The organism is Flavobacterium lacustre, from assembly GCF_027474525.2.
Classification (GTDB): domain Bacteria; phylum Bacteroidota; class Bacteroidia; order Flavobacteriales; family Flavobacteriaceae; genus Flavobacterium; species Flavobacterium lacustre.
In genome coordinates this window covers 2,552,492-2,566,777 of the sequence record NZ_CP114882.2, presented here as the reverse complement: position 1 = coordinate 2,566,777, position 14,286 = coordinate 2,552,492, and the positions used below count along the sequence as shown (strand labels likewise).

Annotated in this window: 12 protein-coding genes; 2 read left to right on the top strand and 10 right to left on the bottom strand. The window is 35.0% G+C overall.

The annotated features are described in order from the left end of the window. Positions 1 to 30 precede the first annotated feature (30 nt). Positions 31 to 867, bottom strand: coding sequence for an AraC family transcriptional regulator (locus O6P34_RS11160; protein ID WP_269684586.1), 837 nt, complete (start codon positions 865 to 867; stop codon positions 31 to 33). Positions 868 to 1,020: 153 nt separating this feature from the next. Between O6P34_RS11160 and O6P34_RS11155 the strand changes: the two genes are divergently transcribed. Continuing rightward, entirely contained in the window at positions 1,021 to 2,013 is a 993-nt protein-coding gene (locus O6P34_RS11155; RefSeq protein WP_269684585.1) for a phytanoyl-CoA dioxygenase family protein, read from the top strand. A 240-nt stretch (positions 2,014 to 2,253) separates the two neighbouring features. Further along, a complete protein-coding gene (locus O6P34_RS11150; protein WP_269684584.1) occupies positions 2,254 to 4,323 on the top strand; it encodes a six-hairpin glycosidase-like protein in 2,070 nt (689 codons plus the stop codon). A gap of 161 nt (positions 4,324 to 4,484) precedes the next feature. Here O6P34_RS11150 and O6P34_RS11145 read toward each other — a convergent pair whose 3' ends face one another. From O6P34_RS11145 to O6P34_RS11105, 9 genes are all read right to left on the bottom strand, one after another. Further along, entirely contained in the window at positions 4,485 to 5,360 is an 876-nt protein-coding gene (locus O6P34_RS11145; RefSeq protein WP_269684583.1) for a sugar phosphate isomerase/epimerase family protein, read from the bottom strand. Between the two features lie 24 nt (positions 5,361 to 5,384). After that, complete coding sequence (locus tag O6P34_RS11140) at positions 5,385 to 6,278, bottom strand: hydroxypyruvate isomerase family protein (protein ID WP_269684582.1); 894 nt, start codon at positions 6,276 to 6,278, stop codon at positions 5,385 to 5,387. Positions 6,279 to 6,291: 13 nt separating this feature from the next. Beyond that, positions 6,292 to 7,530 carry a nucleoside permease gene (locus O6P34_RS11135; protein WP_269684581.1) on the bottom strand — a complete coding sequence of 413 codons (1,239 nt, stop codon included), beginning with the start codon at positions 7,528 to 7,530 and terminating at the stop codon, positions 6,292 to 6,294. A gap of 69 nt (positions 7,531 to 7,599) precedes the next feature. Then, positions 7,600 to 8,331 carry a 3-keto-disaccharide hydrolase gene (locus O6P34_RS11130; protein ID WP_269684580.1) on the bottom strand — a complete coding sequence of 244 codons (732 nt, stop codon included), beginning with the start codon at positions 8,329 to 8,331 and terminating at the stop codon, positions 7,600 to 7,602. 39 nt (positions 8,332 to 8,370) lie between these two features. Beyond that, the gene (locus O6P34_RS11125; protein WP_269684579.1) at positions 8,371 to 9,825 is read right to left on the bottom strand and encodes a Gfo/Idh/MocA family protein; all 1,455 of its coding nucleotides are present in this window, start codon (positions 9,823 to 9,825) and stop codon (positions 8,371 to 8,373) included. A 100-nt stretch (positions 9,826 to 9,925) separates the two neighbouring features. After that, positions 9,926 to 10,291 carry a c-type cytochrome gene (locus tag O6P34_RS11120; protein ID WP_269684578.1) on the bottom strand — a complete coding sequence of 122 codons (366 nt, stop codon included), beginning with the start codon at positions 10,289 to 10,291 and terminating at the stop codon, positions 9,926 to 9,928. 13 nt (positions 10,292 to 10,304) lie between these two features. Continuing rightward, complete coding sequence (locus O6P34_RS11115; protein WP_269684577.1) at positions 10,305 to 11,357, bottom strand: sugar phosphate isomerase/epimerase family protein; 1,053 nt, start codon at positions 11,355 to 11,357, stop codon at positions 10,305 to 10,307. A 39-nt stretch (positions 11,358 to 11,396) separates the two neighbouring features. Continuing rightward, positions 11,397 to 12,563 carry a Gfo/Idh/MocA family protein gene (locus O6P34_RS11110; RefSeq protein WP_269684576.1) on the bottom strand — a complete coding sequence of 389 codons (1,167 nt, stop codon included), beginning with the start codon at positions 12,561 to 12,563 and terminating at the stop codon, positions 11,397 to 11,399. A 10-nt stretch (positions 12,564 to 12,573) separates the two neighbouring features. Continuing rightward, complete coding sequence (locus tag O6P34_RS11105) at positions 12,574 to 14,277, bottom strand: GMC oxidoreductase (RefSeq protein ID WP_269684575.1); 1,704 nt, start codon at positions 14,275 to 14,277, stop codon at positions 12,574 to 12,576. Positions 14,278 to 14,286 lie beyond the last annotated feature (9 nt).

Here is a 14,286-nt window from a genome sequence, read left to right as displayed (position 1 = left end):
TTTCTTAAACCAATAAGAAATGTACTCTTTTTAGTTTTTCTTAAACTGTATCGGATTTTGTCCAACGACTTTTTTAAAAATTCTATTAAAATAAGAAAGGCTTTCAAAACCACATTCGTAGCAAGTTTCGGTCACATTTTTATCTTCCTTCAAAAGGCGTTTAGCTTGTTCAATTCTGAACTGATTCAAGAATTCAGTAAATGTCAATCGAGTCATTTTTTTGAAATACCGACAAAAAGCTGCTTTGGATAAATGTGTTAATTGCCCCATTTCATCAATAGTTATGTTTCTTTGAAAATTGTTTTCAATAAATGCAAAGACAATTTTTAGTCGGTTTTGTTCTTTATTATTGTAAAAATCATCAAAAGGAAGTTCATGCAAAAACGTCTTTTCATTTGATGTAGCCAACATTTGAAATAAAGACAACACTTCGATAAATTGCTCAAAATTAGGCAAATGATGAATCTCTTTTAATCGCTTACCAACTAATTCTTTTGTAATTCCGTTAAAACAAATTACTTTTTTTGAATTTTCAAATAATTGATAAATAGAGGCTAATTCAGGAGTGTTTACAAAATCATTTTTAAAAAAATCTTCCTTAATTTGTAAGACTACCTTTTTATATTCCGTTTTTATTCCATAATCAAAATTTAAATGCGGAATATTAGAACCAATGAAAACCAAATCAGAACCCTCAAATTGTCCCACATGACTTCCTACACGTCTAGTTCCTTGAGGCGCTTCAATAAATGTTAATTCAAATTCAGGATGAAAATGCCAATAATAGAAGTCATTAAGTTTGGGATTCACTAAAATTCGGAAGGAACTTCCGGCTATACGTTTGATATCTTCAAAAACAATTTTCATACGCTTTTATCTTAATTGTTCCATAAATATACTATTGATTGTTCAAATATAAAAGTAAATATCAATATAGTACAAATTATGGTGAATTCTGTTGAAATCCAACTCGTAATATCCTACTACTTTTGGATTATGAAATTTTAAAAACATATCAATATGGAAAACAAGAACCAAACCATGACTCCTACAATGACAACGACTATGGCTACTAATGCACATAAAGATATTCCTGGAAATCCATCTGTTGCAAAATCTAGTGTACATAAATTAAATAGTCGTTCTAATGGTGAACCACTTCGTCAACTGACCGAAGACCAATGGAATTTCTGGATTGAAAATGGCTATATCATAATCAAAAATGCGGTTCCAAAAGAAAATGCAAAAAGATTAGCCGATTTCATATGGGAATTTGAAGAAAAAGACCCCAATAATCCTGAAACCTGGTACGCACCGCCAAGGGCAGAAATGCAGATGAAAGAATTAAACAATAGTGGAATGGTGGAATTATACAACCATCAATACCAATGGGATAACCGTCAAATGCAAAAAGTATATGATGCTTTTGCAGATGTTTGGGGAACAGAGAAATTATGGGTAACTATTGACAGAGTCAATCTTAATTTTCCAGTACGACCTGATTATGAATTCAAAGGATTTATTCATTGGGATTACGATCCGGAAACGAAACCTCAAAATGTACAAGGTGTGTTAGCCTTAGTGGATGCGGATGATGAAAATATGGGTGGTTTTCAATGTATTCCAGAATTGTTTCGTACTTATGATACCTGGAAATTAACCCAGCCAGAAGATAGAAATCGCTTTCAACCAGACACAACAGGTTTTGAAGGACAATTCGTAAAACCGAAAATGGAAGCGGGTGATTTATTAATTTTTAATAGCTCACAACCACACGGAATTCGTCCAAATTTGACAAAAGACAGAGTAAGAGTGGCTCAGTATATCTCAATGATGCCAGCTGAAGAAGACAATGAAGAATTAAAAGAATGGCGAATCAACTCTTGGAAAAACCGCATTGCCCCAACAGGATATGCATTTCCGGGCGACCCTCGTAATTGGGAACAAACCAAACACAAAACTGCTGAGTTGAGTGAATTGGGGAAAAAATTATTAGGAGTAGAGAAGTGGTAATAAAAAAAGGGATACATGATGTATCCCTTTTTTTATTTAAATTAAGTTATTCTTAATATAATCAAAGCTTTTTACTGCCGATTCTATCGATAGTGAAAATTTAAAACAAACGACAAACATTATCTCATATTAGGATTCAACTGAAACATAGATTAGGCAAAATTATGACAAAATAAAAACAGGCTTTTGTTTTGAGGAAATAGCAAATTAATTATATTTGATTAAACAAATATAAGCCTAGTGAATACTTCAAAAACAATCAATCCGAATTCTACTGAACTACTAAAAATTAGGTCATTATTGACCATGTTCTTCTTTATAATTACTTATCATCAGTCATTTGCTCAAGATTTGATGCAACAAAACGAACTATTCTGGCACACTAACGCTAATCAAGGTATTACTTGGGATCTCACAAAAGAGAACAGGCTGCCCCATGATGACAATATTGAAATGTCCGGTTCGCTGGTATCAGGCATTATTGGCTATAAAGTCAATAAAGCAAAACAAGTTGAAATAACAAGAGATATAATCTTTCCCCAGCTTAGGAAATTTAGTAAATCTAATGAATCTATGTACAGAGCCTACTTGCGCTCACAATATACGGATGATATTTTACCCGTAATTACATTGGGCGAAAAGAAGTTCGAAACAGGCGTTCTGGATTCTATTTCCATTCAGGGAAAAATCAGTTTTTATTTCAAACAGCGTGACGGTATCCAAGTAATTAGAACTCTTTTTCCAGCTATGGACAAGCGTTGTTTTGTAGAGAAATGGACGCTGATCAATAAAGAGAAAAAGTCACAAAAGATTATGATAGGGGCTACCGAATTGATTCAGCATGAGACTGGATTTCATGGTCAATATCTAAGAAAAATAACAACTGACGCAAAGCCGGAAATAAATATTGGTCCCAGCGAACAATATACCTTTGGCATATACTTTACCGCGAGACTGAATGATGAGCCAGAACCAGAAAGATCTTTAACAGCCATCGAGCATAAGCGTGACTTATTTCTAGACAGTATTTCTAGTAATTTAGTATTCAAGTCTCCTGACAAAACCATCAATACATTATTTTACTTTTCCAAAATTAGAGCGGCAGAGAGTATTTTTCTATCGCGCTTAGGTTTAGTTCATTCACCAGGTGGAGGTAATTATTATGTAGGCATTTGGGCCAATGATCAAGCAGAGTACAGTAGTCCATTCTTTTCTTATCTTGGCTATCAAACAGGCATGCAGGCGGCAATGAATGCTTATCGGATTTTTCAAAAAAACATTCCCAAAGATGGGGGTAAGATTTGGGCATCATTTGAACTAGATGTCCAATTTCCATTTGGAGAATACGACCGCGGCGATGCAGCCATGATTGCCTATGGTGCAACTCACTTTTTGCTGGCTTCGGGTGACAGGAAAAAAGCGGAGGAAATCTGGCCATTGATTGATTGGTGCCTTGAATACAGCAGGAAAAGAGTCACTGCTGACGGCATCGTAGCCTCAGAAAGTGATGAACTGGAGGGAAGGTTTCCTAGCGGATCAGCAAATTTATCAACCTCCTCGCTTTATTATGCTGCATTGGTTCAGGCTGGCAGGCTGGCAAAGGCTATGGGGAAATCGCCATCTTTGATTGCTGATTACCAGTTACGTTCTAAAAAAATGTCTTCGGCAATTGAGCATTATTTCGGAGCGAAAATGGAAGGCCTGGACACCTATAAATATTATAAAGAGAATAAAACACTACGAGCCTGGATATGCCTTCCTTTAGTAGTAGGGATTAACCAACGGAAAGCGGGTACATTAAACGCTTTATTTGATAAGTTATGGTCTACAAATGGTGTTCTCACCGAATTGAAACCAGAGGAAAACGGAAATAAAGTATTTTGGGATAGAGGTACGCTCTATGCTTTCAGAGGAGCATTTAAAGCCGGTGCAGCGGATAGAGGATTAGAAAGGCTCAGCTCTTATTCCCAAACCCGTTTACTTGGTTTCAGAGTTCCATATGTCGTTGAAGCTTGGCCGGAAAACGGGATGGCACAGTTATCTGCAGAAAGTGCGCTGTACTGCCGAATTTTTACTGAAGGTTTGCTAGGAATAGAACCTACAAGCTTTAATTCCTTTCTGTTACGTCCAAATCTTCCTGCTAAATGGGATTATTTCGAATTAAAAAGTATTAAGGTCTTTGATAGCTCTATAGACATTAAACTTAAACGCGAAAAAAATAGAATCAGGCTAAATGTCGTTGATCAGGGAAAAATTATCATTAATCGTCTAATTAAAAATGATGAGGAGTTGAGCGTGAAGCTTAAATAAATTATCTCAGAGCTTTAAAGCTGGTGGAAAATAAAAATGACCGATATTGAAAATCAAAATCGGTCATTTTTTGTAATGTAGTCAAAAATTAAATTATCTCTTGATGTGTCAAAGTAAGATTAAAACTTAATTTTTATATTTATAAATAATCTAAAAACAACTTAGATCAAGTTTTTCTTGATGTAATTAAAACTTGTCACTGCAGATTCTATTGGATTTGGTTTGTAGTTTGATTCGTGTTCCAAAAAGAAACGTTTCATTCCGGCAAGTTCAGCTTGGGCAAAAATAGATTTAAAATCTATAGTTCCCGTACCAATTTCTGCATTCCAATCTGGGTTAAGTTTATCCATATCCTTTACGTGCCACATTTTGAAACGCCCCGGATGTTGATTAAATAATTGCAAAGGATTGTTTCCTGAACGAACTACCCAGTATAAATCCATTTCAAAATCAACTAAATTTTTATCGGTTTCATTCAACAGAATCTCATATCCATTTGTATCACCAAATTTTGTAAATTCAAAATCATGATTGTGATAGGCTAATTTTAAACCTCCAGCTTGGCAAAGTTCACCCACTTTATTGATTTGTTCAGCCAGTTTTTTGTATGCATCGCCTGTTGTTCCGCGTAATTCTGAAATAATATATGGTACAGTTACATATTCACTTCCTAAATGATTGGCAGTATCTATGTATGATTTTACAAAATCAGTAGTACCATCTTTAATCATCGAATTAAAATCGAAATGATTACTAGTCGCTTTCAAACCATTATCATCTAACATTGATTTGAAATCATGAACTGAAGTACCAAAAAAGCCTTTATCAACGGAATATCCAAAAGTTTCCACTTCAGTAAACCCAGCTTTTCCAACTTGAGCCAAAACCCCTTTTACATCTTTTGGTAAAGTATCACGCAAAGTCCATAATTGAATTCCTATGGCTCTTTTCTTTGAATCAAAAGCAAATGTTGGTGCTATAGCTAATGCGCCTAATGCCAAACCTGCATTTATTAAAAATTCTCTTCTTTTTATCATGAGTCTATTTTTTTTTTAAGATTATTAAATATCACAAATTGTAATTGCTTGTTTCAATGAAGCCAGTTTGTTTGGATTTTTTGGCATAAATTCTTGTCCAACAAATCCTTTAAAACCTACTTCGGCAATCGCTTTCATTATTGCCGGATAATTTAGTTCTTGAGTTTCATCAATTTCATTTCGCCCAGGAACTCCCGCAGTATGAAAATGAGCAATATATTGATGATTTTCTCTAATATTTCTAATTACATCACCTTCATCAATTTGCATGTGATAAATATCGTAAAGCAACTTAAAATTTTCAGAACCCAATCGTTTTGCTAATTCAACTCCCCAATGCGTTCTGTCACATTGATAATCTTTATGGTCAATTTTGCTGTTTAGCAATTCCATAACCAGCGTTACATTGTGTTTTTCGGCAAGTGGAATAAGTTTTTGCAAACCAATTACGCAATTATTCCATCCTTCTTCATCCGTTTTTCCTCTTCTGCTTCCGCTAAAGCAAATTAGGTTTTTATAACCGGCTTTAGCTACTAACGGAATCATTTCGGTATAGTTTTTAATTAATATTTCATGAAATTGAATATCATTAAAACCATCTACTAAATTGATTTCTGCACCGTTGCACATCGTAGAAACCATATCGTATTTTTTCAATATTGGCCAATCTTTTGGACCAACTAAATCAATTCCGGTTATTCCGATTTTTTTAGATTCTATACAAAGTGTTTCAACATCTAAATCATCAAAACACCATCTGGCAACCGAATGATTAATATTTCCTTTTAACATGCCTAATTGTAATTTAGTTTCATTTTTTGGCATAGCCAAAGCAGAAAATCCAGACGGAATACCTAAAGCGGCAGTTGCAGCCAACATTCCTTTTATTGCAGATCTTCTATTTAAATTAGAACTCATTTATTTGTTTTTTTTAAACTGCAGGAACTTCTTCTTGAGTTTTATTTTTGTCATTAAATAAAAGTGCGAAAATTAAAAATACTGCAAAAGCAATTCCTGCAGGGATAATCCATACCATTTGCCAGTTTGTAGTGCCTTCAATCGTTTTATAATTATCAGTAATCCATCCTGCAACTGCAAAACCTATCAACATTCCAACACCATAAGTAGCCAATGTGATTAAACCTTGAGCAGCACTTTTATATTTTTCACCAGCTTTAGAATTCGTATAAATTTGACCGGATACAAAGAAGAAATCATAACAAATTCCGTGTAAAGCGATTCCGATAATCAGCATAAAACTTAAATCATCACCATTACCGTAAGCAAATAAAACGTAACGGATAGCCCAAGCTAACATACCAACCAAAATAGTTTTTTTGAATCCAAAACGACTAAAAAACACTGGAATAAGCAATAAGAACAAGGCTTCAGATATTTGTCCGATAGCCATTTTTCCTGTAGGATTTTCAACACCAGCTTCTGTCAAAAATGGATGCGCATTTTGATAATAGAATGCAAGAGGAATACAGATAAGAATTGATGAGATAAAAAAGATAGCAAAGTTTTTATCTTTTAATAATTTCAAAGCATCCAAACCAATAATATCTGCTAATTTAATTTTTTCATCACTAACTTTTGGTGGAGTTTTAGGCAACGAAAAGCTAAAAAGTCCTAAAATCAAAGCGGCAATTCCTGATAAAAGAAAAGTATTTTTTAATAATCCTTGTGAAACGGCCTCTGCTGAATCCCAATGAAAAACAAAGCTAATAGACAACCCTGCCAAAATCCATCCAATGGTTCCCCAAACTCTAATGTTGGCAAACTCTTTTTCCGGATCTTTCATTTGATTAAATGAAACTGAATTAACCAAAGCCAATGTTGGCATATATAAAATCATGTAACTCAAAACGTAAGTGTAAAACATCCCGACTTCTTCTGATTGATACATTTGATACATCAAAAATGCTCCAACAAGATGAAGAATACCTAAAATTTTCTCTGCATTAAAATAACGGTCAGCTATTAGACCTATAATAAAAGGAGCAATAATTGCACCCCAAGATTGAGTGGAAAAAACAGCTGCTGTTTCAGATCCGGAAGCACTCAGGTTATTTCCCAGAAAAGTACCTAGAGTTACGAACCACGCGCCCCAGATAAAAAATTCCAGAAACATCATGATAGATAATTTAATTCGGGTAGTAGTATTCATTCGTTTTTAATTTTGGTTTTTGGTTAATTTATAGTTTTTTGGTATTTGGTTTTATTTTTTTTTGTTCCATTACATACCGGCTTCACATCCTGTGGTAATTTTCATAGAATTCCATTCTTTAATCATAATATTTCTGAACCAAACGTTATCTCCGTGGTCTTGCAAAGCAATTTTACCCTTTTTGAAAGCAGCAAAACCTGGCCAAGTGGCAAATTTGCTTCCTGCAATCAACGTTTTAAAATTATCATCCCAAAGTGTAGTTTCAACAACTTTTACTCCATTAAGCAACATCGTCAGTTTTCCGAATTTGCATACTAAATCAACTGAATTCCATTCTCCAACTGGTTTAACAGGCTCTGAAGTACTTTTGATTAAATCATATAAATCACCAGCTCTGTGTTTTTCAATTTTCCCGTCAGGATGTCCTTCATTATCTAATACTTGCATTTCTAATCCCGTTTCATAGGTATTTTTGAATTTTGCCAGATCTTCATTTACGAAGAAAATAATTCCACTGTTAGATTTTGAAGCCACTTTCCATTCTAATTTTAAATGAAAATTCTCGTATTCAACATCAGTAACAAGATCTCCCCCTTGACCGTCTTTTGCGGCAGTTGGATCAAAATGTAAAACGCCATCTTCAACTTTCCAACCTGATCCAGCAGTCTTTTTTCCGTAAGAATGCCATCCGGTTGTTGTTTGTCCATCAAATATTGATTTAAATCCTTTTGGTACTATTTGTGCATTTGCAGTTTGAATCATTACCATAAGAATTAATGAAGTACAAATATTTTTAATCATTTTTTTAATTTTTAGTTTTTTGAATTAATATAAATCTGCTTATAAGGTTAAAGCTTTCCAACCTTGACGATACTCACGTTTCACAAATTGGTTCACTTCATCAAAATTGGTAATTCTCATGGCATCATTATCCCATAATAATTTTGCTGAACGTCCTGGATAGACTTCTTCACCAAGTTCTTCTCTCATCACATCATAACCTCTGATGGCAAGATTAGCCATTAATAAAGCTTCGGTTAAAGGACCTGCAATTTCAAAAGGAGAACTTAATTCTTTTTTACCATAACCTGCCATAGCAGCTTCTATCCATTGTTTGTAATGTCCTTCAGAACCATCTTTTACTCTAGCATATTTCTGAGCTACATTAAGATTTTCATTTTTACTTAAAGGAAGTAACCTAGGATTTAAGCCATATGTATCACACATCATTTTCCCTTTTGTTCCAGTGAATAATGTTCCGTTTCCACCGTCCCCAAAAATCTCATTAGGTCCCAATTCAGATGGTCTTTCCGGTTGAATACCACCGTCCATCCAATGTACTGTTACGTCACCATTGGTTTTTTCGGTTTTTGGAAAAGTCAAAGTCACGTGGCTTGAAGGCGGACAACTCTCAGGAAAATACCCTCTTTGAAATTCGTCTACATAAACTGAACCAACACTACATTGAACATCTTTGGCATATTTTAGGTTCAAAACACTAAAAGGAGCTTCCAATAAATGACATCCCATATCACCTAATGCACCAGTACCATAATCCCACCAACCGCGCCAGTTAAATGGCACTAATTTGTTTACATACTCTTTGTAAGGAGCAGTTCCCAACCATAAATCCCAATCTAATTCTTTTGGAATATCTGCTTTATTGGCTGACCAAGGAATTCCTTGTGGCCAAACCGGTCTGTCAGTCCAAGCATGAATTGTATGAACATCGCCTATTAATCCGGCTTCGTACCATTCTTTCATTATTCTAGTACCATCATTTGAGGCACCTTGATTTCCCATTTGGGTTACCACTTTATATTTTTTGGCCGCTTGAGTCAAAATACGTGCTTCATAAATATCATGAGCCATTGGCTTTTGAACATAAACATGTTTGCCTAATTGCATAGCTGCCAATGCTTGAATTGCATGATTGTGATCCGGTGTTGATACTGAAACAGCATCGAAATTTTTATGCTCTTTATCTAACATTTCTCGCCAATCTTTGTAATATTTGGCTTTAGGGAAAGCATTCACACTTGATGCAGCTCTTCTGGTGTCGACATCACAAAGGAAAGCAATATTAGCTTTTCCACTTTTATCAAACATAGCAATATCTGATTTTCCTTTTCCACCTACACCAATACTGGCTATCAATAGACGATCGCTTGGCGCCACAAATCCTCTTCCTAAAACGTGACGAGGAACAATCATGAAAGCTGCAGCTGCCAAAGCACCTGTTTTTATGAAATCACGACGGTTGTTTGTGATTTTATTTTCTTCTTCTTTTTTCATTTATGATTTAGTGTAATTTGTAAATTAAATAAAAATAGGTTATACATTAAAAAAACATAGTTAACTACTCTTTAAAAAAGTAATTTACTATGTCTTTTTTTTATTTTTTTAGAGACAAGATATATTTAGCTATTGTCTTTGCATCCTCTTTCTTTAATGTTGAGTGAGCTGCCATTGGAATATTTCCCCAAACTCCAGATCCGCCTTTAATAATTTTGGCAGATAAATAATTAATATTTTTATCATTCAAATCGTATTTTTTGGCAATGTCTAAATAGGATGGACCAATTAATTTTTTGTCTAATTTATGACATCCAACACAATCCATTCTTGAGATTAATTTTTCCCCTTCTGATTGTTGTTCTACAGTGTTCGATTTTTTTGTGTATTTCTCTTTTGAATTATCATTCTCAAAAGAAGATAAAGTAATCATCGCGACACCTAAAAGTAAATAAGTAAATTTCATGTTTTTTTTATTTTTATAATCCTAAATTTTTTCGGTTTAATTGGCTGTTCGTTTCAACGGCTGCAAAATCATCAAATGCTTTCTCAGTCACTTTAATGATATGATTTTTTATAAATTCAGCGCCTTCTCGAGCACCGTCTTCCTGATTTTTGATACAACATTCCCATTCCATAACGGCCCAACCTTTAAAATCGTATTGCGCTAATTTGCTAAAAATAGTTTTAAAGTCAATTTGGCCATCACCAGGAGAACGATACCTTCCGGCACGATTTGCCCAACTTTGGTACCCCCCGAATGTCCCTTGTTTTCCTGTTGGATTAAACTCGGCATCCTTAACATGAAATGCTTTAATTCGTTCATGATAAAAATCAATGTACTGAATGTAATCTAATTGCTGCAATACAAAATGTGAAGGATCGTATAAAAGACAAGCTCTTGAATGATTATTAACTGCTTTCAGAAACATTTCGTATGTTTCACCGTCGAATAAATCTTCACCCGGATGAATTTCATAACAAACATCAACTCCATTTTGGTCAAATTCATTCAAAATAGGCGTCCATCTTTTTGCTAATTCAGCAAAACCTTCTTCAATTAAACCCGGTGGACGCTGTGGCCAAGGGTGAAAATATTGCCAAAGCAACGAACCACTAAAAGTTGCATGAGCATTTAATCCTAAATTTTGAGAGGCTTTTGCAGCATATTTTAACTGTTGTACCGCCCATTCTTGTCTTGCTTTTGGATTTCCCCGAAGAGAAGCAGGAGCAAATCCATCAAAAAAATCATCATATGCAGGGTGAACCGCTACTAACTGACCTTGTAAATGAGTGGATAGTTCAGTAATTTGTAATCCATAAGAGGCCATTTTTCCGGTTAACTCATCTGCATATGTTTTACTTTCTGCAGCTTTCTGTAAATCGATAAAACGAGTATCTAAGGTTGGCATTTGTATGCCTTTAAAACCTAAATCAGCTGCCCATTTACAAATTCCATCTAAAGAATTAAATGGTGCTTGATCACCAATAAACTGTGCTAAAAAGACTGCTGGTCCTTGTATTGTTGTCATATTTTATTATTGTCTAAACTTTTATGAATTCCTAATTTACTATAAAACGTAAGGAGTCCATTTTTTATCGGACTGTGCAGAAATCACCACGTTATCAATAAAAGCCATTCCTCTTAATCCATCATCAACAGAAGGAAAATCTAACATTTCAGGTGTTGGTTCTTTTCCTTCTAATTTGCAACCTAATGTCAAGGCAAAATTGCGATAAATATTAGCAAATGCCTCTAAATATCCTTCTGGATGTCCGCCAGGAGTTCTGCAATTATGAGTAGCAAATGAAGATAAATGCGCGCCGTAATTAGCACCAGCTCTTAAAATCTGTGCAGGTTCATCTAACCATCTAACCATTAAAGTATTCGGATCATGTTGAAACCATTCGATTCCGCCTTTTTCACCATACACTCTGATTCGTAATGCATTTTCTTCTCCGGCTGCTACTTGAGATGCCATTAAAACCCCTTTTGAACCATTATCAAATTTCAACATTACAGCACCATCATCATCCATGATACGGCCTTCAACCAAAGTGTTTAATTCCGCACAAACATCTGTAATTTTAGAACCTGTAATGTACTCGGCTAAATGAGCAGCATGAGTTCCAATATCACCCATAACAGAACTTTTTCCAGATTTTTTAGGGTCAGTTCTCCAAGCTGCTTGTGCGTTTCCTTCTCTCTCGGATAATTTACTCAACCATCCTTGAGGATATTCTACCCAAACTTTACGGATTTTTCCCAGTTTTCCATCACTAACCATTGCTTTTGCCTGTTTTACCATTGGGTAACCAGAATATGTATGAGTCAGACAAAGGATTAATCCTGTTTCTTTTATTTTTTGTTCTAATAGTTTAGCTTCTTCTAATGAAAAAGTGATTGGTTTTTCGATAACTACATTAAAACCATAATCTAAAGCCATCATAGCTGGTGCAAAATGTGCAAAATTTGGTGTAACAATGGTCAAAAAATCCATTCGAACATCAGCAGGTAATGCTGCTTCTGCTTTAATCATTTCTTCATAAGTCAGGTATGTTCTTGATTCTGGCAGAAACAATGCTTTACCAGATGCTACAGCAACTTCTGGATTAATGCTCAATGCACCACAACTTAATTCAATAAGACCGTCCATGTTTGCAGCTAATCTGTGAATAGCTCCTATGAAAGCATCTTGGCCGCCACCGACCATTCCCATTCTTAATTTTCTTGTCATAATTTGAAACCTAGATATTTTTTTTCTTTAATTCTTTTACTGCATAATCACAAGCACGAGCTGTTAAAGCCATGAATGTTAATGATGGATTTTGACAAGCGATTGAAGGCATACAAGAACCATCTGTCACAAATACGTTATTAACTTCATGCATTTGATTCCATTTGTTTAAAACAGATGTTTTAGGATCGTTACCCATTCTCGCAGTTCCCATTTCGTGAATGGCCATACCTGGATAACAATCATTATCATACGTTTTTACATTTTTGATTCCAGCTGCTTCAAGCATTTCAGCAGCGTCATTCATCATGTCTTCACGCATTTTTGCTTCATTCTCTTTGTATTCGCAATCAATAGCCAAAACCGGTTGTCCCCATTTATCTTTTTTAGAATGGTCGATGTAAACTTTATTTTCATAATAAGGTAACATTTCACCAAAACCACCTAATCCCATGCTCCAAGAATCTGCAGGAAGTGACATAGTATCTTTGAAATCTCCACCAAAAGCTAATTCAGCTACTTCTTTATGCCACAAACCTCTACTGGCACCACCTTGGTAACCAAAGCCTCTTAAGTAATCTCTTTTGTCATTACCTACGTTTTGATACCTTGGTATATAAATTCCATTAGCTCTTCTACCGTAAGTGTATTTATCTTCAAATCCTTCTGCACTTCCTTCTGCTCCACAACGGAAATGGTGATCCATTAAATTATGTCCTAATTGTCCACTGGCATTACCTAATCCATTAGGATGCGCTTCTGAAGTAGAGTTTAATAATACAAAAGTCGAGCCTAAAGTAGATCCGTTAACAAAAACAATTTTTGCATAAAACTCCATTGTTTCATTAGTTTCTGCATCGATAACCATAACTCCTTTTGCTTTTTTAGTCTCTTTATCATAAATGATGTGATTCACAATAGAGTAGGGTCTAACGGTTAATCTTTTGGTTGCCATTGCAGCAGGAAGTGTAGCTGATTGTGTACTGAAATAAGCACCAAACGGACATCCACGACTACATAAATTTCTATATTGACAATTTCCACGACCGTTGTGTGGAACCGTTAAATTTGCGGTACGGCCAATGGTCATAATTCTTGATTTATTATAGTGTTTTTCTATTCTTTCTTTAACTGATTTTTCTACACAGTTCATATCCATTGGCGGAAGAAAATGACCATCCGGCAATAAAGGCCAATTTTCATTTTGACCACTTATTCCTGCAAACTTCTCTGCGTAATCATACCATGGAGAAATATCTTTATAACGGATTGGCCAGTCATTACCATGACCATCTTTTGCATTATCTTCAAAATTGTGGTCACTAAAACGGTAACTCTGACGTCCCCACATTAATGACTTTCCACCTACATGAAACCCTCTGTACCAGTCAAAACGCTTGTCTTCAGTATAAGGACATTCAATATCATTCACCCACCATTTTTCAGTTGCTTCACTGTATGGGTAATCTCTTGTTTGAACAGGATGTGTTGCTTTTTGCTCTTCGGTAAGTTTTCCTGCATGTTGAAATTCCCATGGAGCTTTCATAGCTGATTCATAATCTTTAACATGCTCAATGTTCATTCCGCGTTCCAACATCAAAACTCTTAATCCTTTTTCGGTAAGTTCTTTTGCGGCCCAACCGCCACTAATACCAGATCCTACAACTATAGCATCATAAGTATTTTGTTTTTTTAAATCCGTATTTATATTCACGTGTAGTAA